This is a genomic window from Paraburkholderia sp. HC6.4b, from assembly GCF_014200875.1.
In the GTDB taxonomy this organism is placed as follows: Bacteria; Pseudomonadota; Gammaproteobacteria; order Burkholderiales; family Burkholderiaceae; genus Paraburkholderia; species Paraburkholderia tuberum.
This window is the reverse complement of record NZ_JACHDC010000007.1, coordinates 171,192-191,666: the sequence shown is the minus strand read 5'-3', so window position 1 is coordinate 191,666 and position 20,475 is coordinate 171,192. Positions and strand designations below refer to the sequence as shown.

General features: G+C 64.0%; 16 protein-coding genes and 2 pseudogenes. 2 read left to right on the top strand and 16 right to left on the bottom strand.

Features of this window, described 5'->3' with window-relative positions; translation table 11 throughout:
* Positions 1-9: 9 nt before the first annotated feature.
* From HDG34_RS13105 to HDG34_RS13090, 4 genes are all read right to left on the bottom strand, one after another.
* Complete coding sequence (locus HDG34_RS13105; protein ID WP_184060596.1) at positions 10-858, bottom strand: TauD/TfdA family dioxygenase; 849 nt, start codon at positions 856-858, stop codon at positions 10-12.
* 10 nt (positions 859-868) lie between these two features.
* Positions 869-1,849, bottom strand: coding sequence for a quinone oxidoreductase (locus tag HDG34_RS13100; RefSeq protein ID WP_184060595.1), 981 nt, complete (start codon positions 1,847-1,849; stop codon positions 869-871).
* Positions 1,850-1,956: 107 nt separating this feature from the next.
* Positions 1,957-3,279 carry an MFS transporter gene (locus HDG34_RS13095; protein WP_090809457.1) on the bottom strand — a complete coding sequence of 441 codons (1,323 nt, stop codon included), beginning with the start codon at positions 3,277-3,279 and terminating at the stop codon, positions 1,957-1,959.
* A 154-nt stretch (positions 3,280-3,433) separates the two neighbouring features.
* A complete protein-coding gene (locus HDG34_RS13090; protein ID WP_184060593.1) occupies positions 3,434-4,489 on the bottom strand; it encodes a 3-keto-5-aminohexanoate cleavage protein in 1,056 nt (351 codons plus the stop codon).
* A gap of 243 nt (positions 4,490-4,732) precedes the next feature.
* Here HDG34_RS13090 and HDG34_RS13085 point away from each other — a divergent pair, with 243 nt between their 5' ends.
* A complete protein-coding gene (locus tag HDG34_RS13085) occupies positions 4,733-5,734 on the top strand; it encodes an AraC family transcriptional regulator (protein WP_090809453.1) in 1,002 nt (333 codons plus the stop codon).
* Between the two features lie 88 nt (positions 5,735-5,822).
* Here the strand turns inward: HDG34_RS13085 and phaC are convergent, their stop codons facing one another.
* From phaC to HDG34_RS13030, 11 genes and pseudogenes are all read right to left on the bottom strand, one after another.
* Positions 5,823-7,565 carry a class I poly(R)-hydroxyalkanoic acid synthase gene (gene phaC, locus HDG34_RS13080; RefSeq protein ID WP_184060591.1) on the bottom strand — a complete coding sequence of 581 codons (1,743 nt, stop codon included), beginning with the start codon at positions 7,563-7,565 and terminating at the stop codon, positions 5,823-5,825.
* A gap of 14 nt (positions 7,566-7,579) precedes the next feature.
* Positions 7,580-8,050, bottom strand: a complete 471-nt coding sequence (locus tag HDG34_RS13075; RefSeq protein ID WP_184060589.1) for a MaoC family dehydratase — start codon at positions 8,048-8,050, stop codon at positions 7,580-7,582.
* 84 nt (positions 8,051-8,134) lie between these two features.
* Entirely contained in the window at positions 8,135-9,082 is a 948-nt protein-coding gene (locus HDG34_RS13070; RefSeq protein ID WP_184060587.1) for an electron transfer flavoprotein subunit alpha/FixB family protein, read from the bottom strand.
* A gap of 13 nt (positions 9,083-9,095) precedes the next feature.
* A complete protein-coding gene (locus HDG34_RS13065; protein WP_184060585.1) occupies positions 9,096-9,845 on the bottom strand; it encodes an electron transfer flavoprotein subunit beta/FixA family protein in 750 nt (249 codons plus the stop codon).
* 71 nt (positions 9,846-9,916) lie between these two features.
* Entirely contained in the window at positions 9,917-11,719 is a 1,803-nt protein-coding gene (locus HDG34_RS13060) for an acyl-CoA dehydrogenase (protein ID WP_184060583.1), read from the bottom strand.
* A gap of 212 nt (positions 11,720-11,931) precedes the next feature.
* Positions 11,932-12,936 (bottom strand): AraC family transcriptional regulator, encoded by a 1,005-nt coding sequence (locus HDG34_RS13055; protein ID WP_184060581.1) that lies wholly within the window; start codon positions 12,934-12,936, stop codon positions 11,932-11,934.
* 122 nt (positions 12,937-13,058) lie between these two features.
* Positions 13,059-13,520, bottom strand: coding sequence for a hypothetical protein (locus HDG34_RS13050; protein ID WP_184060580.1), 462 nt, complete (start codon positions 13,518-13,520; stop codon positions 13,059-13,061).
* Positions 13,521-13,630: 110 nt separating this feature from the next.
* Positions 13,631-14,491 (bottom strand): class I SAM-dependent methyltransferase, encoded by an 861-nt coding sequence (locus tag HDG34_RS13045; RefSeq protein WP_184060578.1) that lies wholly within the window; start codon positions 14,489-14,491, stop codon positions 13,631-13,633.
* Positions 14,492-14,533: 42 nt separating this feature from the next.
* The gene (gltS, locus tag HDG34_RS13040; protein ID WP_184060576.1) at positions 14,534-15,736 is read right to left on the bottom strand and encodes a sodium/glutamate symporter; all 1,203 of its coding nucleotides are present in this window, start codon (positions 15,734-15,736) and stop codon (positions 14,534-14,536) included.
* Positions 15,737-16,212: 476 nt separating this feature from the next.
* Positions 16,213-18,681 carry a glucose/quinate/shikimate family membrane-bound PQQ-dependent dehydrogenase gene (locus tag HDG34_RS13035; RefSeq protein WP_184060574.1) on the bottom strand — a complete coding sequence of 823 codons (2,469 nt, stop codon included), beginning with the start codon at positions 18,679-18,681 and terminating at the stop codon, positions 16,213-16,215.
* A 266-nt stretch (positions 18,682-18,947) separates the two neighbouring features.
* A pseudogene (locus HDG34_RS13030) lies at positions 18,948-19,307 on the bottom strand (acetyl-CoA C-acyltransferase); the annotation flags it as partial.
* 9 nt (positions 19,308-19,316) lie between these two features.
* On the opposite strand from HDG34_RS13030, the pseudogene HDG34_RS13025 reads away from it, so the two are divergent.
* A pseudogene (locus HDG34_RS13025) lies at positions 19,317-19,490 on the top strand (PLP-dependent aminotransferase family protein); the annotation flags it as partial.
* Between the two features lie 26 nt (positions 19,491-19,516).
* Here the strand turns inward: HDG34_RS13025 and HDG34_RS13020 are convergent.
* Positions 19,517-20,464 (bottom strand): GlxA family transcriptional regulator, encoded by a 948-nt coding sequence (locus HDG34_RS13020; RefSeq protein WP_184060572.1) that lies wholly within the window; start codon positions 20,462-20,464, stop codon positions 19,517-19,519.
* Positions 20,465-20,475 lie beyond the last annotated feature (11 nt).

Below are 20,475 nucleotides of genomic sequence, written 5' to 3'. Positions count from 1 at the left end.
CCTGCTAGTTCAGTACGGCTTGTCGCCGACGATGCCGGCGCGCTCCATCTTGCGGTGGCACGGCGGGTAGTCCATCACCGCATAGTGCTGCGTGCTGCGGTTGTCCCAGATCGCGATGCTGTTCTTCTGCCAGCGCCAGCGCACCTGGTACTCGGGGATGTACGCCTGGCTGATCAGATAGCGCAGCAGATCGCCCGCGCCCGGATTCGCGTCCTGCCCGAAGCGCACTCGCTCCGGCGTGTGAAAGTTCGTGAAATGGCTAGTGAAAGCGCTCACGAACAGCACCTTTTCCTCCGTTTCCGGATGCGTGCGCACGACCGGATGCTCCGCGTCCGGAAATTGCGCCTTCAGCGCGAGACGCTTTTCGATCGGCATCGCGGCACCGAAGCTCGCCTCGATGCTGTGGCGCGCGCGCAGGTCCGCGATCTGAGCCTTCACGTGCGCCGGCAGCTTCTCGTAGGCGAGGACCATGTTCGCCCACATCGTGTCGCCGCCGACGGGCGGACACTCGACGCAGCGCAGCACGGCACCGAACTGCGGCGCTTCGCGCCAGGTGGCGTCGGCATGCCACGCGTTTTCGTAACGGTCGTTGGGCTGATCGGGGGTCTTGTAGATACGCACGAGGCCCGGATTTTCCGGATCGCTGCCCGCGACCGGATGGTCTTCCAGTTCGCCGAAGCGGCGCGCGAACGCCACGTGTTCGGCACGCGTGATGTCCTGGTCGCGCAGGAACAGCACTCGGTGCTTCAGCAGCGCCGAGCGGATTTGGGCAAACAGGCCATCGTCGTAGACGGCGTGGGCGAGATTCACCCCTATCAGTTCGGCGCCGATCGAGCACGTCAGTTGTTCGACTCGCATGGCTAGCTCCTTAGATGACGAAGATCGACGAACCCGTCGTCTTGCGCGACTCCAGATCACGATGGGCTTGCGCCGCATCTTCGAGCGCATAGCGCTGATTCAGCTCGATCTTGATGCGTCCCGAGGCGATGAGCCCGAAGATTTCGTCGGCAAGCTCGTCCTTCTCGGCCGGGTCGGCGATGTAGTCAGCCAGCGCCGGGCGGGTCAGATAGAGCGAGCCTTTCATAGCCAGCAGTTGCGGATTGAACGGCGGGATCGGGCCGGAGGCCGTGCCGACGCAAACCAGCAGACCGCGGCGCTTCAGCGAATCGAGCGAGGCCTCGAAGGTGTCTTTGCCGACGCTGTCGAACACGACGTTCACGCCGACGCCATCGGTCAGTTCGCGCACGCGCTTGGCGACGTCTTCGTGGCTGTAGTTGATGACGTGGTCGCAGCCGTGCGCGCGAGCCACCTCGCCCTTGGCCTCGTTCGAAACCGTGCCGATCACGGTCAGACCCAGCAGCTTCGCCCATTGCGAAACGATCAGGCCGACACCGCCGGCGGCGGCATGCAGAAGGATCGTGTCGCCCGCCTTGAAGTCGTGAATGCGGCGCATCAGATACGCGCAGGTCAACCCGCGCATGGTCATGCCGGCAGCCGTTTCGCAGTCGATCGCATCGGGCAGCCGGATCAGCGGCGCGGCCGGAATCAGGCGTTCGGTGCTGTACGCGCCGAGCGTGTTGAGGAAGCCCGTGTAAGTCACACGATCGCCCACCGCGACGTTCGTGACGTCCGGGCCAACGGCCTCGACCACGCCCGCGGCCTCCACGCCCATCCCCGCGGGCAGCGGGACCGGATACAGGCCGCTGCGAAAGTAGGTGTCGGCGAAATTGAGGCCCACTGCCTGATGGCGCAGGCGAACCTGACCGGGACCGGGGTTGCCCACTTCGACGTCCTCGTAGCGCAGCACGTCGGGACCACCGGTTTCATGAAAGCGAACTGCCTTTGCCATGTTGACTCTCCAATTCTTTACTTGATCTGCACTTTGCAGAATTCGTTGCGCCAGCGGCGCAGTTACAGGTTCGGTGCTCCGCGCCGTCCGCGCGGCACCATGCGAGGTCAGCGTGCGGCCTGCTCGCGCAGCGTGTTCAGCCGATCCAGATCGCCCGAGTAGTTCCGTTTGCCGATCATGAATGCGGCGGCCGCGACGAGCGGTGCGAACGGCACCAGTTGCAACGCGCCCAGCAGTCCGATCCGATCGGCGATGATTCCTGTGAGAACAGCCGCCGGCGCGAGGCCCAGCAGGTTGTTCGCGAGCGTCAGGGTCGCAAACGCCGAGGCGTGAATCGTCGGCGGCGTGAGGTTGGCCACCATCGCACCCGACGGGCCGCTCGCACCGGCGCAGAAGAACATGCCGGCGCCGATCACGACCAGCTGCCATGGCCCCGCGGGCATCCGCAAGCCGATCGCGAGCAGAACGAAACAGGCGAGGCAGAAGGCGATTGCGGCGCTCCACTTGCGTTCCCGCATGTTCTTGCTGAGCCGGTCGGCGAGGTTTCCGCACACCACCATGCCCACCCCGGTCACCAGCACGAACACCGCCGCGCACATCGCAGCCTTGCCGGTGGCCATGCCGTAATAGCGATTCAGGAAGCTCGGCATCCATGCCCACACAGCGGCAGGAACCAGCAGATGGAGGCCGCTGCCCACATAGGCGCACACCACGGACTTCGTCGAAAACAACCCCTTCATCAGCGCGCGCAGGCTCATGCACATGCCGCGCGATTGCGCCTGCCTCGTCACGCTCGCCGGCTGCAGCGGCACAAGACGCTTTTCGGTGACGACGAGGCGGTAGATCACGACCAGCACGACCCCCATCGCCGCCATGGCGCCGAATGCCGAACGCCAGCCGAGGTGAGCCGCCACCGCGCCGCCGAGCGCCATGCCCAGCACCGAGCCGAACGCGCCGCCCGCCATGAAGGTGCCGGTCAGCGTGGAGCGCAGCCGGACCGGAAAGATGCTCAGAACAACTGCGATACCGACACTGCCATAGGCCGCTTCGCCGATTCCGACAAAGGCACGCGCCAGCAGCAACTGCCCATAGTTCGCCGAGATCGCGCAGCCCACCGTCGCGAGACTCCACATCGCCGCCATCAGCACGATGCTCTTCACGCGGCCCCAGCGGTCGGCCAGAACCGACAGCGGGAACGTGAGCACACCGACCATCAGCGCGACCACGCTGCTGAGCGAACCCAGCTGCGCGTCGGACAGATGCCATGCCGCCTTGAGCGGCGGAAACACGGCATTCAACACTTGCCGCGACATATAGTCGGAAAGCAGCAATCCGACCGTCAACGCAAACACTACCCACGCATAAGCGCGCACGTCCGTCTGAGCTGCCGAAACTTCGCCCGTCGTGGGGGCTGCATGCTGAACGAGCATATTTTGTCTCCTTCCACGCTGACTCCCTGGCGGCCGCCTTGCCCGCATGGGCCGACGACTGTTATGGATTCAGCTATCTGCTCCCCGCTATGCACCGGAAGCGTTAGCCATGAAGCCCGGCCTCGGCCAATGCGCCGGCCCGGGCTCCTGGTGATCACGCCGCGCGAAGCGGCAGGTTCCTGACACCGGCCTGGCGGTTCGGCGCCATGCCGTTGGCGACCAGCGTCTCTTCGACCGTCTCGTACTGCACACCAATACGATAGATCTCGCGCGCTTCTTTACCAGTGGCAATTTCGCGTCCCAGTTCGCGCGCGACGCGCACGCACTGCTCGATCTGCTGCACCGACGTGAAGCGCTTGCCGTGCTGATCGATGATCGTGTCCTCGATGCCGCAGCGCGGATGCAGGCCCATCGACATCGCCATCATGTTGAACGGCAGCACGTTCTTCAGCAGCGACTCGGCGGTGAGCGTGCAGCCATCCGGCGCGCGATGCACGAAGTTGAAGAAGTTGAATGGATTGGGGCCGTCGAAGCCGCCACCGATACCGATCCACGTCAGGTTCAGCGGGCCCTTGTAGACGCCCTTGCGCACGAGGCGCTCGAGCGTTTCGAGCGCGTGAATGCCGGTGAGCTGGAAGTGCGGCTGGATGCCCGAAGCCTGCAGGCGGCGCAGGTGTTCCTCGACCCATGCGGGGCCAGCCGGCACCGTCATTTCACTATAGGCGGCCATGAACCCGGGGTTGGAAAGCGAGGTGCCTGCCAGATACTCCGGATAGAGCAGCTCCATGATGTTCATCTGCGTGGTGTTGATCGCGACCGTCACCTGATCGGGCTTCGGATCGAGATCGGCCAGCATATGGCGCGTGTCGTCGGACAGCCACTTCGCGGCTTGTCCGTCGTCTTCCGGTGCAAACGAGATCGAGCCACCGACCTGAATGATCATGTCGGGCACTGCCGCGCGCACACCCGCGATCAGTTCATTGAACTTCGACAGGCGCTTCGAGCCCTTGCCGTCCAGTTCGCGCACGTGCAGGTGCAATACCGTGGCGCCGGCGTTGTAGCAATCGACGGCCTTCTGGATCTGCTGGTCCATCGTCACGGGGATGTCTTCCGGGAAGTCCGACGGCATCCATTCCGGGCCGTAAGGGGCGGTGGTGATGACTACCTTGTCCTGATTCTCAGGGTGCAACGAATCGTCGAGAAATTGCATTTGTTTGCCTCCATCCAGTTTTGAAGTGACGGTGTTCCGCTATCGCGAGGTCGCATGAAAATTTGCTGGAACACATCGAACGACATGTGCCCACAATACGGCAATCGCGCGCTACACTTTTATGATTGGACGCCATCCTTTTAGCGATTCGTGCCACTGCGCGTTAACACCAATAATTGCGCGAAGCATGTGTTTAATGACTAGAAAAAATACTCAGCGTGTGAATCGTCCGGAGAAACTACGATGGAAACGATGGTGACGTCGGTAGCCATGAGCGGTTATTTCGAAGTGACGCGACGGCTTGGACTGAATCCAGTCGAGCTCGCGAAACAGGCCGGCATCGATGCCGGCGCGCTCGCGAATCCGGACGATCGCGTATCGGCCACCGCCTGTTGCCGGCTGCTGGAAATGACGGCCGAAAAGGCGTCGTGCCCGACCCTCGCGCTGCAAATGGCGGAAACGCGGCAGACCTTCGGCAGCGGCGTGATCAATGTCCTGCTCGCGCACAAACGCACGCTGCGCGAAGTGTTGCTGGCCGCGGCCGAATACCGCCATCTGCTCAACGAAGCGCTGGCGGTGTACGTCGAGGACGCGGACAATACGGTCACCATTCGGGAGGAACTCGTCGTCGAACGGGGTACCCCGACAAGGCAGGCGATCGAACTGGCGCTCGGCGTCCTCGCGCGGCACTCCGGTGCTCTGCTCGGCAAATTCTGGAAACCGCGCGAGGTCCACTTCACGCATCCGGCGCCCAAAGACCTGACGTTTCATCGACGCTTCTTCGGCTGTCCGCTGGTGTTCGGCAGCGACTTCAACGGGTTCGTCTGCGCAAGCGCCGATCTCGACTACCCGAATCCACTGGCCGATCCTGAACTCGTGCGCTATGCGGAAAGCCTCGCCTCTCCGCTGAACGTGAGCGCCGCGGAATCGGCCGCGCTGGAAGTGCGCAAGGCGATCTACCTGCTGCTACCGCTCGAGCAGGCGAACGCGGAGCTGGTTGCACGTTATTTGCATCTGAGCGTGCGCACCATGCAACGGCAGTTGAATTCGGCCGGCACCAGCTTTTCGGATCAGGTCGAGGAAGTCCGCGGCGAACTCGCCGTGCGCTACATGAGCAATCCCACCTATCCGATCGGACGGGTCTCGGCGCTTCTCGGCTACGCGCAACAGGGATCGTTCACGAACTGGTTCGTGTCGCGCTTCCACATGACGCCGCGCGACTGGCGCGCGAGCCATGCGAAGTGACGGCCGGTGGCAGTGAAGACAAAAAAAACGGAGGGTGATGCACTGAGCATCACCCCCCGTTGTTGCCGCACCCGCTATCGCCATCCGGTCACTCGGCGCGAAGCTTCACATAGCGGCCCGGTGCGCTCTCGATTGCCTTGTACTTCCTATTGCCGAGCTTCGTGCGTGCCTCGACCTGCTCGCCGGAATGCTGCTTGACCCAGTCGATCCAGTGATTCCACCAGCTGCCGCGCTGCTGAACCGACGTTGCGAGCCACTCGTCGGCGTTCTCGTCGCAGGTATCGTTGGTTCGGTAGCTGCGCTTGTTCTTCGAGGCCGGATTGATCACACCCGCGATATGGCCGCTTGCCCCCAGCACGAACTCGGTTTGACCGCCCAGTAGTTGCGTCGACTGATAGGCGGACCGCCACGGCACGATGTGATCTTCCTCGGCCGCCATCAGATAGCTTGGAATATCGATGTTGCCGAGATCCACCGGCGTGTCGCAGAACTTCAGTTTGTTCGGCACGCGCAGACTGTTTTCGAGGTACATGTTGCGCAGATAGAAGCTGTACATCGGACCGGGCAGATTGGTCGTGTCCGCGTTCCAGTACAGCAGATCGAACGCGGCCGGGGTTTTGCCTTTCAGGTAATTGTTCACGACATACGGCCAGATCAGATCGTTGGCACGCAGCGACTGGAAGACGAAGCCGAGTTCGCGTCCGGGATAGAGCCCACCGCCACCGATCGCATGCTCGCGCATCGCCACGCCCTGCTCGTCGATGAACACGCCGAGATCGCCCGGGTCGGTGAAGTCGAGCAACGCCGTCAGCAGCGTCAGGCTGGCCACGGAGTCGTCGCCGTTGGCACGCATGACCGCCAGCGCCGACGACAGCATCGTGCCGCCCACGCACCAGCCCAATGCATTGACCTGGTCGGACCGGCTAATCGCACGCGCGACGCTGATCGCCTGCATCACGCCGTCCTCGAGGTAGGCGTCCCACGTGGTCTGCGCCATGTCCTGCTGCGGGTTGCGCCAGGACACGACGAACACCGTCAGGCCCTGCTCGCAGGCGAAGCGCACGAAGGAATTCTCCGGCTGCAAATCCAGGATGTAGAACTTGTTGATGCACGGAGGAACGATCACGAGCGGCCGCGCGGCGACCTTCGGTGTCAGCGGCTCGTACTGGATCAGCTGAAACAGATCGTTCTCATAGACCACCGCGCCACTGGACGTGGCAACGCTGCGGCCCACTTCGAACGCGCTTTGATCCGTAATCGAAATCGAGCCGCTGCCCAGATCGTCGAGCAGATGCGTAACGCCCGCGAGCAGGCTCGATCCGCCCGATTCCACCGCCGCCCGGATGACTTCGGGATTCGTCGCGACGAAATTCGCGGGGCTGGCGAAGTCGATGAACTGGCGCATGAAAAAGCGCAGCTTGTGCTTGCCCTTTTCGTCGAGCGCGCTCGCCTCGACGAACTCCGCGAGTGCCCGGGCATTGATCAGATAGCTCTGTTTAAGAAGGCTGTACCAGCCGTTGCTGGACCAGTCGTCGGCGTGAAAGCGCCGGTCTCCCTGCTCGGGCTCGGCGACCGCCTTCAACTCCGTGCGCCCGCCGATCAATCCGGCGACGGCGTCGCTCCACAGTTGCGCCTGCTGTTGCAGATAGTGGGCGCTCGTGTGGGTCACGGAGCCTCGCGCAAACGGCCCGTTGAAATCGAAGTCCGAGCCGTCGGTGTCGGGCACCGTCGTCGCGTATTCATCCTTGACCGGCGAAAAACGCCATAAATCGAAGCCGGCATTGACCCAGCCCGTGGAAAACTCGTGTGGCATGCTGAATGGCATTCTCATGGCGGGGCTCGCTATCATGCTTTGCCGACGGCGCAAGCCGCGTCCGCGACGACACGGTCGCGGCAGGTTGTCGGCATGACCACGGCGTCGCCTTCGATCACCACCTTGCCGCCGACCGTGCAAACGGTGGACAGCACCACGCGGCGCTTGTCGTGAATCAGTTCCTTGACGGTCACTTCGGCCTGCACGGTGTCGCCGGGTCGAACCGGCGCCTTGAAGCGCAGGTTCTGGCCGAGGTAGATCGTGCCCGGGCCCGGCAGCCGCCCCGCGATCGCCGCGGAGATGATGCTGGCGGTCAACATGCCGTGAGCGATGCGCCCCTTGAAGGGTGTGGTTTGCGCAAACTCCTCGTTGATGTGAACCGCGTTGATGTCTCCCGACGCGCCCGCGAAGAGCAGAATGTCCGCCTCCGTGATGGTCTTGGCGAACCGGGCACTCATGCCCGGTTGCAGGTCTTCGAAATCGTATCCGTTAAGCTCATTCATGATTATTCCGCTTGCTGGGCGCGTATTTGCCCTCTCTTCTGGCACGTACTGCGCGTTGTGCCGGACGCTAACCGCTGGATGCGGTTAGCCGAGCGCCTGCTCGAGTTCCGGCACGAGGGTGAACAGATCGCCAACCAAGCCGTAATCGGCCACGCTGAAGATCGGCGCTTCTTCGTCCTTGTTGATCGCGATGATGACCTTCGAGTCCTTCATGCCGGCCAGATGCTGGATCGCACCCGAGATGCCGACCGCGACGTACAGTTGCGGCGCGACGATCTTGCCGGTCTGGCCGACCTGATAGTCGTTCGGCACGAAGCCCGCGTCGACCGCCGCGCGCGATGCGCCGAGCGCCGCGCCGAGCTTGTCGGCCAGCGGTTCCAGCACCTTCGTGTAGTTCTCGCCATTGCCCAGACCACGGCCACCCGACACGATGATCTTCGCGCTCGTCAGTTCCGGACGATCGAGCTTCGTCACTTCGCGGCTCACGAACTGCGCGAGGCCTGCGTCGGCTGCCGCTTCGATCCTCTCGACCGCTGCGCTGCCGCCTTCGGCCGCGACGGCATCAAAACCGGTCGAGCGCACGGTGATGACCTTGATCGGATCAGCCGATTGCACGATCGCGATGGCGTTGCCCGCGTAGATAGGACGCTCGAACGTGTCGGCGCTATCCACTGCCGTGATGTCGCTGATCTGCGCGACGTCGAGCTTCGCGGCGATACGCGGCGCGACATTCTTGCCGTAGGCGGTAGCCGGCGCGAGGATATGCGTGTAGTGCTTCGCCGCATCTTGCACAAGCGTCAGGACCGTCGCTTCGACGTTTTCCGCGAGGCCTGCGGCCAGTTGCGGCGCATCGGCGAGCAGCACCTTGCTGACACCCGCGATCTTCGCGGCCGCATCGGCCGCGCCCTGCGCGTTATGTCCCGCGACCAGCACGTGAATATCACCGCCGATCTTCTGTGCCGCTGCGATCGTGTTCAGCGTCGCGGCCTTGATCGACGCATTGTCGTGTTCTGCAATTATCAGGTTCGTCATTTCTCGGGTCTCCTCACAGCACCTTTGCTTCGGTCTTCAGCTTCTCGACCAGCGTCTTCACGTCCGGCACCTTCACACCGGCCGAGCGCTTCGGCGGCTCGGCGACTTTCAGCGTCTTCAGACGCGGCGCGACATCGACGCCGAGGTCTTCGGGCTTGAGCGTTTCCAGCGGCTTTTTCTTCGCCTTCATGATGTTCGGCAGCGTTACGTAGCGCGGCTCGTTCAGGCGCAGATCGGTCGTGACCACGGCCGGCAGCGTCAGCGACAGCGTTTCCGCGCCGCCGTCCACTTCACGCGACACCGTCGCCTTGCCGTCCGCCACGACAAGCTTCGACGCGAACGTCGCCTGCGGCAGATTCGCGAGCGCGGCGAGCATCTGGCCGGTCTGATTGGAGTCGTCGTCGATGGCCTGCTTGCCGAGGATCACCAGTTGCGGCTGCTCCTTGTCGACGAGCGCCTTGAGCAGCTTCGCGACGGCGAGCGGCTGCAGGTCTTCGTTCGATTCGATCAGGATCGCGCGATCCGCGCCGATGGCGAGCGCGGTGCGCAGCGTTTCCTGCGCCTGCGCCACACCGGCCGACACGGCGATCACTTCGGTCGCGACGCCCGCTTCCTTCAGACGCACCGCTTCTTCAACCGCGATTTCGTCGAACGGGTTCATCGACATTTTCACGTTCGCGATATCGACGCCCGTACCGTCCGATTTCACGCGGACCTTCACGTTGTAGTCGACCACTCGCTTGACTGCTACAAGAACTCTCACGACACTCTCCTTCCCACACCGATAGGGCCGAGCCCTACCGCTTTGAATGACACATTACGTCCGTTGATCGATCAGAACTGGTCTTCGCGCAGCGCCAGCGCGCCTTCGCCATCGCGAGCGCCGCGAACCGCCGCTTCGAGCGCGATTGCACGAGGCAGCACCTGCGTCGCGAAGCTATGCGCGGTCGCGATCTTCGCGTCATGGAAGGACGGATCTTCGTCGCGCTTGTCGGCCGCCAGCACGAGCGACCGTGCGACTTGCCAACCCGCGAGCACGATACCCGCGAGCATCAGATAGGACACACTGCCGGCGAACACCGCATTCGGATCGCTTTTGACGTTCTCGACCACGTAGCGCACCGCGCTGTACAGCGCCTCGCGGCCGGCGGACAGATGACGATGCATCGCCTGAAAAGCCGCGCTCGAACCATACGAGGGGTGCGCTTGCACCGCGGCCAGGGTCGCGTCGATCTGCGCGAGCAGCATCCCGGCCACCTCGCCGTTGTCGCGCATGGTCTTGCGGCCGACGAGGTCGTTGGCCTGGATCGCCGTCGTGCCTTCGTAGATCGGCAGAATGCGCGCATCGCGGTAGTACTGCGCGGCGCCGGTTTCCTCGATGAAGCCCATGCCGCCGTGCACCTGCACGCCGAGACTCGTCACCTCCAGCGACATCTCCGTGCTCCAGCCCTTCACGATCGGCACGAGATATTCGTAGATCGCCTGATGATTCGCGCGCGTCGCGCCATCCGGATGACGATGCGCGAGATCGCAATGCGACGCCGACACATAGGCCAGAGCGCGTGCGCCTTCGGTCAGCGCGCGCATCGTCGAGAGCATGCGCCGCACGTCGGGATGCTGGATGATGGCGACCGACTGCTTCGCGGAGCCATCCACGGGACGGCTCTGCACGCGCTCCTTCGCATACGCGACGGCCTGCTGGTACGCGCGATCCGAGATCGCCACGCCCTGTACCCCCACGGCGAAGCGCGCGGCGTTCATCATGATGAACATGTACTCCAGACCGCGGTTCTCCTCGCCGACGAGCTGCCCGATCGCGCCGCCGTGATCGCCGAACTGCAGCACCGCGGTCGGGCTCGCCTTGATGCCGAGCTTGTGCTCGATCGACACGCAATGCACGTCGTTGCGCTCGCCGAGCGAGCCGTCTTGGTTGACGAGGATCTTCGGCACGACGAACAGTGAAATGCCTCTCACGCCTTCAGGCGCGCCCGGCGTGCGTGCGAGCACCAGATGCACGATGTTTTCCGTCATGTCGTGCTCGCCCCATGTGATGAAAATCTTCGTGCCGAAGATCCGGTACGAGCCGTCGCCCTGCGGCTCGGCGCGGGTGCGCACGAGCGAGAGGTCGGAGCCGGCTTGCGGCTCGGTCAGATTCATCGTGCCGGTCCAAACACCCGCGATCATCTTCGGCACGTAGCGCTGCTTCAGCTCCTCGCTACCTGCCGTCAGCAGCGCTTCGATCGCGCCGTCGGTCAGGAGCGGGCACAGCCCCAGCGACAGGTTGGCGGCGTTGAGCATTTCGATGCAGGGCGTCGACAGCAGCTTGGGCAGATCCTGACCGCCGTATTCAGACGGATGTTGCAAACCCTGCCAGCCGCCTTCGCTGAACTGGCGAAACGCGTCCTTGAAACCGGCCGTGGCGGTCACCACGCCGTCCTTCCAGGTGCTCGGGCTGCGGTCGCCGTCGACGTTCAGCGGCGCGAGCACGCCTTCGTGCAGCCGCGCGGCCTCTTCGAGCACCGCACGAGCGGTGTCGGCGGTTGCGTCCTCGCAGCCGGGCAAGCCCGCCAGTTGGTCGATTCCGGCCAGTTCCGTGAGTGCAAACAACATTTCTTTGAGAGGCGCGACGTAGCTCATTACCATTCTTCCGATCAGATAGTCCGTAGGGAAAGTCACCCGTCTGGCACCGATGCGGCCGGGGTAACGTATGGCTGAATCGTAGCGTCGGACAGGCCCTGCCCGGTTGTCCAAACCGGACGATCTATTGACATCTCTGGCCACGTCGGAGGGAGTAAGCGCCCCGTGGGAACTGCGTCGGCGGGTGTTGCCGACGCATCGATATGACGCGATCAGCCACCCCGGCGATAGGCCGCCGGGGTGCTGCCGGTCCAGTGACGGAACGCTCTGTGGAATGCGGTGGGGTCGCCGAAGCCGACGTCGCCCGCGATGATGGCGATGGGCTCGCGCGTGCCCGTCAGGCGCTGGATCGCGATGTCGCGGCGCAATTCGTCCTTGAGCATCTGGAACGCCGTGCCTTCGGCGGCAAGATGACGGCACAGCGTTCTGACCGAGCAGTGCAGGCCTTCCGCCGCCTCTTCGATGGACGGGACGTCGGGCAGCCGGGACGCGAGATGTTCCCGCACGCGATGACTGAACAACTGCTCGTTGAACGAAACGAAGATCCAGTCTTCCGGCGCGCGAGCGAGAAACCTGCGCAGGTTCGCCTTGCGCTGACGCACGGGCAGGTCGAAATAGCTGCTGCTGAACTGCATCGAGGTCTGATTGCAGTCGAACTTCGCCGGTCCGGGAAACAGATAAAGATACTCGAGCGCGTGAGCGGGACGGGGAAAGGCGAACTGCACCTGCAACAACGCAATCCGTTGACCGATCAGCCAGGACGCGATCCCATGCGCAAGCTTCAGCATCAGCTCCTGGCCCAGCATGCTGGGTTGCGCTCCCGTGCTTCCCGGACGCAGCGCCAGGCTCGCGACGAGGTCGCCGCGGCGCGACTCGAAGCGGAAGTCGTCCAGCACGAGATGGAAGAACTGGCCGAACCGGTGCATCGCGGATTCGAGATTCGGCGCATCCAGCAGGCTCAGGCAAAGAAACTTCAGCGCGCCGCTGCGCAGCGGGCGCGAGAAAACGCCGGGCATCTCATCGTCGAGTTCGATCGCGAGCGAGCGGTAGAGCGTGGAGAACTGTTCCTCGGTGACGCGCGCTCCAGGCTGGTCCAGAAGCGCGCGCGGAATGTTCGCGCCCGACAGATGCCGGTCGACGATATCCGGCCGCGTCCCGACGCTGCCGAGGAACCCGTTGACGAGCGAGATCGGTACGGTTGCGCCAGGAGCTTGCATGAGAAGGTTCCGCGAGGCGAAGACGCATCAGCATAGCGCCTCCCGCCGCATCGTGGCGAGGGTTCGGCGAATCGCTACGCGAGTGCCGCGTTCGGGGCCCGGTGGTTCCGGTAGCTTGCCGCCTATTGCGCCGATGCGTGCGAGCGCAGATATGGCACGTAGCCGTTCTGAATCTTCAGGATCTTCTCGGCGCACGCGTCATAGTCGTCGCCCTTCGCGCTGTCGGGCCCATACATGCCGCGGCACTGCGCGAACAGCGACAGCGTCGCGCCGCCCGTGCTCTTGTTCGCGCGGGTCGCTGAGAAAGCGGCTTTGCCCGAATCGTCGGGCACGTCGGTATCGATCGCGACCGCGTCCGCGCGGATCACGTGCGTGTCGGAATGCTGCTCGATATAGCGTTTCGTCGCCGCCCACGCGGCATCGCAATTCGCCGGTGTGCAGTCGATCACCGCGTCGCGTTGCGCGGCGCGGAGGTTCGGCTCGCTATGAAGGATCTCCTGCTGGGCGCGCTGCGCCTGCTTTTCCGGGGACGAGCAGGCGGCGAGTGCACATGCGACGAGTGCGAAGGCAGCGATCTTTTTCATGAGTAGACTTCGGAGGCCATGGTCGAGCGCGATTATAGCGGTGCGGGGAAAGCGATTGCGTATTCACGACTCACATGCTGGGTTGGTAAGTTCGGTTGGCGTCATTGCCCTTAGGTGTTCGCCACCAGCAACTCCTCCGCATTGCCCGGCGGTCGCAGCCCATCCGTCCGAGCCGCGAAGTAGCGCTGCGTCAGATCGGCCGCGGACACGTGCCGCGCGTCGTCAAAGCCCGCTTCGCGCGCCATGGTGATCATCTGCTGCGGCATGAAGAAGCTGATGAACGGTGTACCGCTCGCACGCGCGCCCTTCTCTGCCATTTCGAGTCCGGGGCGCACGTCCGGGTCCGCCATCTCCAGCGGCAACAGGAACGTCATCGCGAACGTCGAGCCGCGCGCCAGCCCGGCCACTTCGCGCAGCGTCGCCGCATTCGCCTCTTTCGTCAGATACATGCTGACGCCGGTCGACACGACGACGGCCGGCCTGCTTTCGTCGAAGCCTTCGGCGACGAGACGCTGCCGCCAGCTATCGCCCGCTTCGAAGTCGACCGGCACGAAACGCAGCCAGTCCGGCAGGCCGAAACCAAGCTCGCCGAGCCGCTGACGCTTCCACGTTTGCGGTCCCGGCGGGTCGACCTCGAACACGGTGAGCCGCGACGCAATGTCGGGCCGGCGTTGCGCGAAGCTGTCGAGACCGGCGCCCAGAATCACGTATTGATCCACACCGCGCCCGGTCTGCTCGACGACCAGATCCTCGATAAAGCGTGCGCGCGCGACGATCGACGCGCGAAACGGCCGCGTGAATCGCGGATCCATGTCGCCACGGCTGCGCCAGTCTTCGGCGGGTGCCAGCAACTGCAAGCCGACTTCGTCTTCGAGCACGTGCGGCGGCGCGTCGGCCTGCACGTGCAGCGCACGCCATAACGCGACGCGCGCGGCGGTGCTGTCGGGTGCGATGTGTCGTGGATCGCTCATGGTATTTGCCCGCTTGGGTTGATGTGCCGTTGCCACCGCTGCTCAATGGAACAACGGCAGCGCGAGAAACAGTTTGATGACGATCGCGTTGACGATGTCCATGAAAAACGCGCCCGTCAAGGGCACGATCAGGAACGCGATATGAGAATGGCCGAAGCGGTTCGTGATCGCCTGCATGTTCGCGATCGCGGTCGGCGTGGCGCCAAGTCCGAGGCCGCATTGCGCCGCGCACAAGACGACCGCGTCGTAGTTGCGGCCCATCGCGGGGAACGTGATGAATACCGCGTAGAGCGCCATCAGCAGCGTCTGTGCCGCGAGGATCGAGATGATCGGCACCGCGAGCGCGGCAAGCCCCCAGAGGTCGAGCCGCATCAGCGCCATCGAGAGAAAGAGCGCGAGCGCGACGTTGCCGACAAGCGCGACCGCGTGCTGGTCGATCCGCACACGCACGAGCGCGAGCACGTTGCTCAGGATCACGCCGATGAACAGCGTGCAGACGAACGTCGGCAATTCGAACGCGGTGTCCGCGATCCAGTCGGCAAACATTTCGCCGCCCGCGAGGCAGATCGAGATCAGCGCGAGCGTCGTGATGATCGCGGCGGGCGTGGTGGCCTGCTGCGCCTTCGGTTCTTCGAAGACCAGCGTTTCGTCCTTTAGCTGTTTGACGCGCAGCAACTCGTCGGCGCTGATCCGCCGCATCAGCAGCCGTGCGATCGGACCGCCGAGCACGCCGCCCATCACGAGGCCAAACGTCGCGCAGCCGATCGCGATCTCGGTCGCCGACTCCAGTCCGTGACGCTCGGTAAAGATCTGGCTCCACGCGGCGCCAGTACCGTGGCCGCCCGACAACGTGACCGAGCCGCCGAGAATCCCAAGCAGCGGATCGACGCCGAGGGCGAACGCGAGCAGCAAGCCGACCACGTTCTGCAGGATCAGCAGCCCGCAGACCAGCGCGAGAAAGCGGATCAACACCGGGCCGCCCGCCTTCAAACTCGATAGATGCGCATTCAGACCGATCGTCGAGAAGAACGCGAGCATCAGCGGCGCCTGCATCGTCGAATCGAACCTGACCTGCACGTGGGTGGTGAGGCGCGTGATCAGCACGCAGATCGCGACGATGAGCCCGCCTGCCACCGGCGCCGGAATCGAATAGGTCCTTAGCACGCCGATCCACTGCACGAGCTTTTCGCCGAGCAGCAGCACGAGCGACGTCGCAACCAGCGTGGCATATACGCCAATAGTCATGAATGGCCTCCGAGCGGGAGCGTGACAACGTTTTCTGTTTTCCCGGCGCGACGCCGCGGCGCATCGGAATGCGGCAAGGCTTTGTCGTCATCCGGAGCGCGCGCGAACCAGCGACATCTTAGCCAATCCGTCCAGGCAAAGTATGTTTTTCCTTGGGTTTTATCCGGCAAGGTCGGAGCCCATATTGGGTTTCTCAGTACACGGAGTGACCGACAGATTCTCGCACTGACGTGAATTCAAAGTAGCGGGAACAGGAGATGCGTAGCTCTGCAGGATAGCCCGACGAGCGCTGTCTGATTGCGTCGCAAGTATCGATCGGATGCCACCCAACCAGGAGATGTCATGAAACCAATTCTCTACCGCCGGCGGCGAGCAGTTCGCCGTCCGCCGCAAGTCAGTGTCAAACAGATGACCGCATTGCCGTGCGTGGACGTGGCAGTCCTGTCCACGCACGTCCACCCTGCTTCACCGCTTTGCTATTGCGGCAACGCATAGGCAATCACGTAGTCGCCGAGCTTCGTACCGAATGAGCCGTGACCGCCTGCCGCAATCACCACGAACTGACGTCCGTTGACCGAATAGCTCATCGGCGTTGCCTGCCCGCCGGCGGGCAGACGCGCCTGCCAGAGCTGCCTGCCGTTGTTCACGTCGAAGCCGCGAATGTAGTTGTCGGCCGTCGCGCCGATGAACGCCACGCCGCCCGCCGTGATGATCGGGCCGCCGAGCATCGGCATCCCCATCTTGAACGGCAACGGAAGCGGTGAGCTGTCCCGCACCGTTCCGATCCGCTTCTTCCATACGATCTGGTTGGTCTTCAGATCGATCGCCGAAATGAAGCCCCAGGCAGGTTGCTTGCAAGGAAGACCGACCGGCGACATGAACGCATTCAGTGTCACGCCGAACGGAACGCCGTATTGCGGCTGAATTCCGGTCTCCGTCCCCGAACCTTTCGCGCCCGGTACCGGCTGAATCGGATTGCCCGGGCCACGCGGAATCAGCCGCGAAACGAACGGCAGCGCAATCGGATTGGCGACCGCAATCTGGCGATCTGTGTCGACCGCCATGCCGCCCCACTCGAACATGCCGAGATTGCCCGGAAAGACCAGCGTTCCTTGCTCTGATGGAGGTGTGAAGGTGCCTTCATAGCGCAGCTTGTGGAACATGATCCGGCATACCAGCTGGTCGTACATCGTGGCGCCCCACATGTCGGCATCGGTGAGATCCTTCGATGGCCGGAAGGTCAGTCCGGAGAACGGCTGGGTAGGCGAAACATGGTCGCCGGGCGCCGCACCCTGCGGCACCGGACGCTCCGGCGCCGGCACCACCAGCACGCCCGTGCGCCGGTCGAGCACGAACAGGTTGCCGGTTTTGGCCGGCGCATACACGACAGGCACGGTATTGCCCTTGACGTCGGTAATGTCCGCGAGCGTGGGCTGCGATGGCAGGTCCATGTCCCACAGGTCGTGGTGGACCGTCTGATAGAACCACGCGAGCTTGCCCGTCGACGCGTGCAGCGCGAGCAGGCCGCTCGCGAAACGCTCCTGCTCCGCCGTCCGGTTGCCGCCCCAGATGTCCGGCGTGGTCACGCCCATCGGCAGATAGACGATGTCCAGCTTGGGATCGTATGCAGCGGGCGCCCACGAGTTCGGGGACGTGAGCGTGTAGTGACCGCCGGCGGGAGGATTCTGATTCGGGTCCTTCGCGCCCGGGTCGAACGCCCACAGCAGTTCGCCGGAACGCACATCGAAGCCGCGGATCACGCCCGACGGCTCGCGCGTCGAATAGTTGTCCTCGACCGCGCCCGCGACGACGATCACGTCGTTCGTGATGACCGGCGGCGAGGTCGGCTCATACATGCCGGGGGTCGTCACCGGCTGGTTGTGCTGGAGATCGAGATCGCCGCCGTTGGCAAAGGTTTTGCACAGCGCCCCTGTCTCCGCGTCGAGCGCATACAGGTGGCCATCGTTGACGGGCAGATAGATGCGGCGCATGCAGGCCCCGGCGGTCGCGGCAGTCGCAGCGGGCGCAGACGCTGGTTGCTGAGCGGGCGCCGCGGCCGACGCTGCCTGCTGCTCCGGCGCGGCGGCCGATGCGCCCGAGGGCTGATCAGCCGTCGGCACGGGACCGGCCGCGGAAAGATCGACATAAGCCACACCACGGCAGGTCACGTGCTGGAACGACGGATCGGCCTTCAGTTGCGGATCGAATTTCCATTTCAACTTGCCGGTCCGCGCATCCAACGCCCATAGGATCTGATGCGGCGAGCATAGAAACAAGGTCTCGCCGATCTTGATCGGCGTGACTTCGTCCGTAATCTCGACGGGGTCGTTGGGGCCTTTGCTATCCCCGGTCCGGAAGGTCCACGCGACCTGTAAGTCCTTGACGTTTGCAGGCGTGATTTGAGTCAGCGGGGAATAGCGGGTACCGGCCTGGGTGCGCGCGTAGGCCGGCCAGTCGGCGGCGCTATCACCGGTCTCTGCGGGGGCCGCCGATGCCGCACTGAAGCTCCCGTTGACCGTTTGCGGATCGTTGAAGTTCGCGTAGATGAGCACGCCCGCCCAGACAGCCAATGCAACGACGAGCGAACCAATGCCGAGCCCGCGTGCGCCCTCCATCCGCCAGCTCACGAGCAGCAGTAGCCACACGCCGAAAATGACCAGCACCCCGGAGCGCGGAGCCAATGCCCAGAAGTCCGTGCCGGACTCCCAGAGTGCCCAGACCGCCGTCGCAATCATCAGGAGCGCATAGAGAACGAGCGCAGCGGGCTTGCGCCGGTAAAGCAACCACGTCACTACTGCGAGCAGCAGGCCCGTGATCAGGTAGTACCACGACCCGCCTACGGCAATCAGCCATGCTCCGCCGATCACAAGGTAAAGCGAAGTGAGCGCGAGAAACACAAGTGTGATTGCACCGATGACGACTGACCAACCGGGCTGTCTCGACATGATGATCTTCCACCTTAATCAAGAACGACGTGCGCGCGCAGACCGCAAAAGATGGGCCTGGTCTGTCCTGTTGTTCGATGCAGGCGCGTGACTTCTCGCGCGTTATCGCGCGTGCAGCGATGAGATCGAACCTGCCGCGGACATGCAACCGATACCTCGCTATCTGACCTGTTGGCCCAGGTGGTCGAGAGCGTAGCGTCGGCAATGCTCAAGATATGCCGCTTCGTTGGCGACGGTCAATTGAATCATGCTGCGCCACAGCGATGATCGGTGAGCTTCCAGCCCGCTCGCTCCAACGCGATATGCACGGCCGGCACGGGACCGAGACCGAGACCGAACATGCCGGGCTCGACGGCGGCGATGCCGAAAGCCGCAAGACGCGCACTCGCTTCGATGCCCCTGGCGTCGGCATAACCGCGCTCGGCCACGACCATTGCCGCCGCACCGCTGTTCAGGCCGGGCGCATTGCCCGCCGTGATCGTGCCATCGGGACGGAACGCGGGACGCAGCTTTGCCAGCGTTTCCACGGTCGTTTCCGGACGCGGCTGCTCGTCGCGCGTGAACTGGATGCTGCCCTTGCGCCCTTCTATTTCGACGGCGACGAGTTCGGCATCGACTGCGCCGCGTTGCGCCAGGCGATCGCCATGGCCCTGAGGCGCGAGAAGATCGCCGTTTCGACCGCGCATCCGTTCGCCGCGTCGGCGCACGTACCGCACGCGATCCGGCTCGCGCTCGGCTCGGTCAGCTTGACGACGCTCGAGCAGTCGCTGCAAACGGTCGCGCGGGTCATTGCCGACCAGACCTACTGATCGAAGACTGCGCTGGGCCGCCCCCATCATCCCGGCGCGGCCCAGCGCGCATTGCGACGTATCGCCTGTGGCGGTTGTCCAAACGCTCGAGTGAACGCATCGCGCATGCGGCGCGGGTCGGAAAATCCGGTCTGCTGGGCGATCTGTTCGACCGTATGGCGGCTCCTTTCCAGCATGAGCCGCGCGGCTTCGAGACGCAGTCTCTCGACGGCCTTGGCGGGCGATTGCCCCGTCTCCGCCCGGAACGCGCGGCTGAACTGACGCGGGCTGAGCCGCGCCACTTCGGCCAGTTGTTCCACCAGCAGCGGTTGCGCGAGATTCTTCCGCGCGTACGTCAGCGCGGACTGAATGCGATCCGATTTCGCATCGAGTTCCAGCAACGCCGAATGCTGGGACTGACCACCGGCGCGTCGATGAGAAACGACGAGCGTTTGCGCGACCGATCTCGCAACCTCCACCCCCAGATCGGCCTCGACCAGCGCCAACGCGAGATCAATTCCCGCCGTCATGCCCGCCGACGTCCAGATCGAACCGTCGACCGCGTAAATCCGGTCTTCCTCCACACGGATGCGCGGAAAATGCTTCCGCAGCGCGGACGCATAGACCCAGTGCGTGGTGGCGCGCTTGCCGTCGAGAAGGCCCGCTTCGGCCAGCACGAAGGCGCCCGTGCAAATAGCGGCGACGCGCCGGGCCGTCGCCGCGCTGTGACGTGCGTAGGCGAGCAGCCCATGGGACGGCCGCGCCGCGCCCGGATCGCCGCCCGTGAAAAGGACCGTGTCGAACGTTCGCTCTTCGAAGGGTTCGGTCATCACCGTGGGACCACCGATCGGTCTGACCGGCGCGCCATGTTCCGACAGCGTGAGTACTTCGTAGAACGATTCACCGAATTTCCGATTGGCAAACGAAAACACCGGCTGCGCGGCGAGCGACATGGCGTGAAACCCATCGAACACGACGAACGCGACTGACGGCACGGCGATTCCTT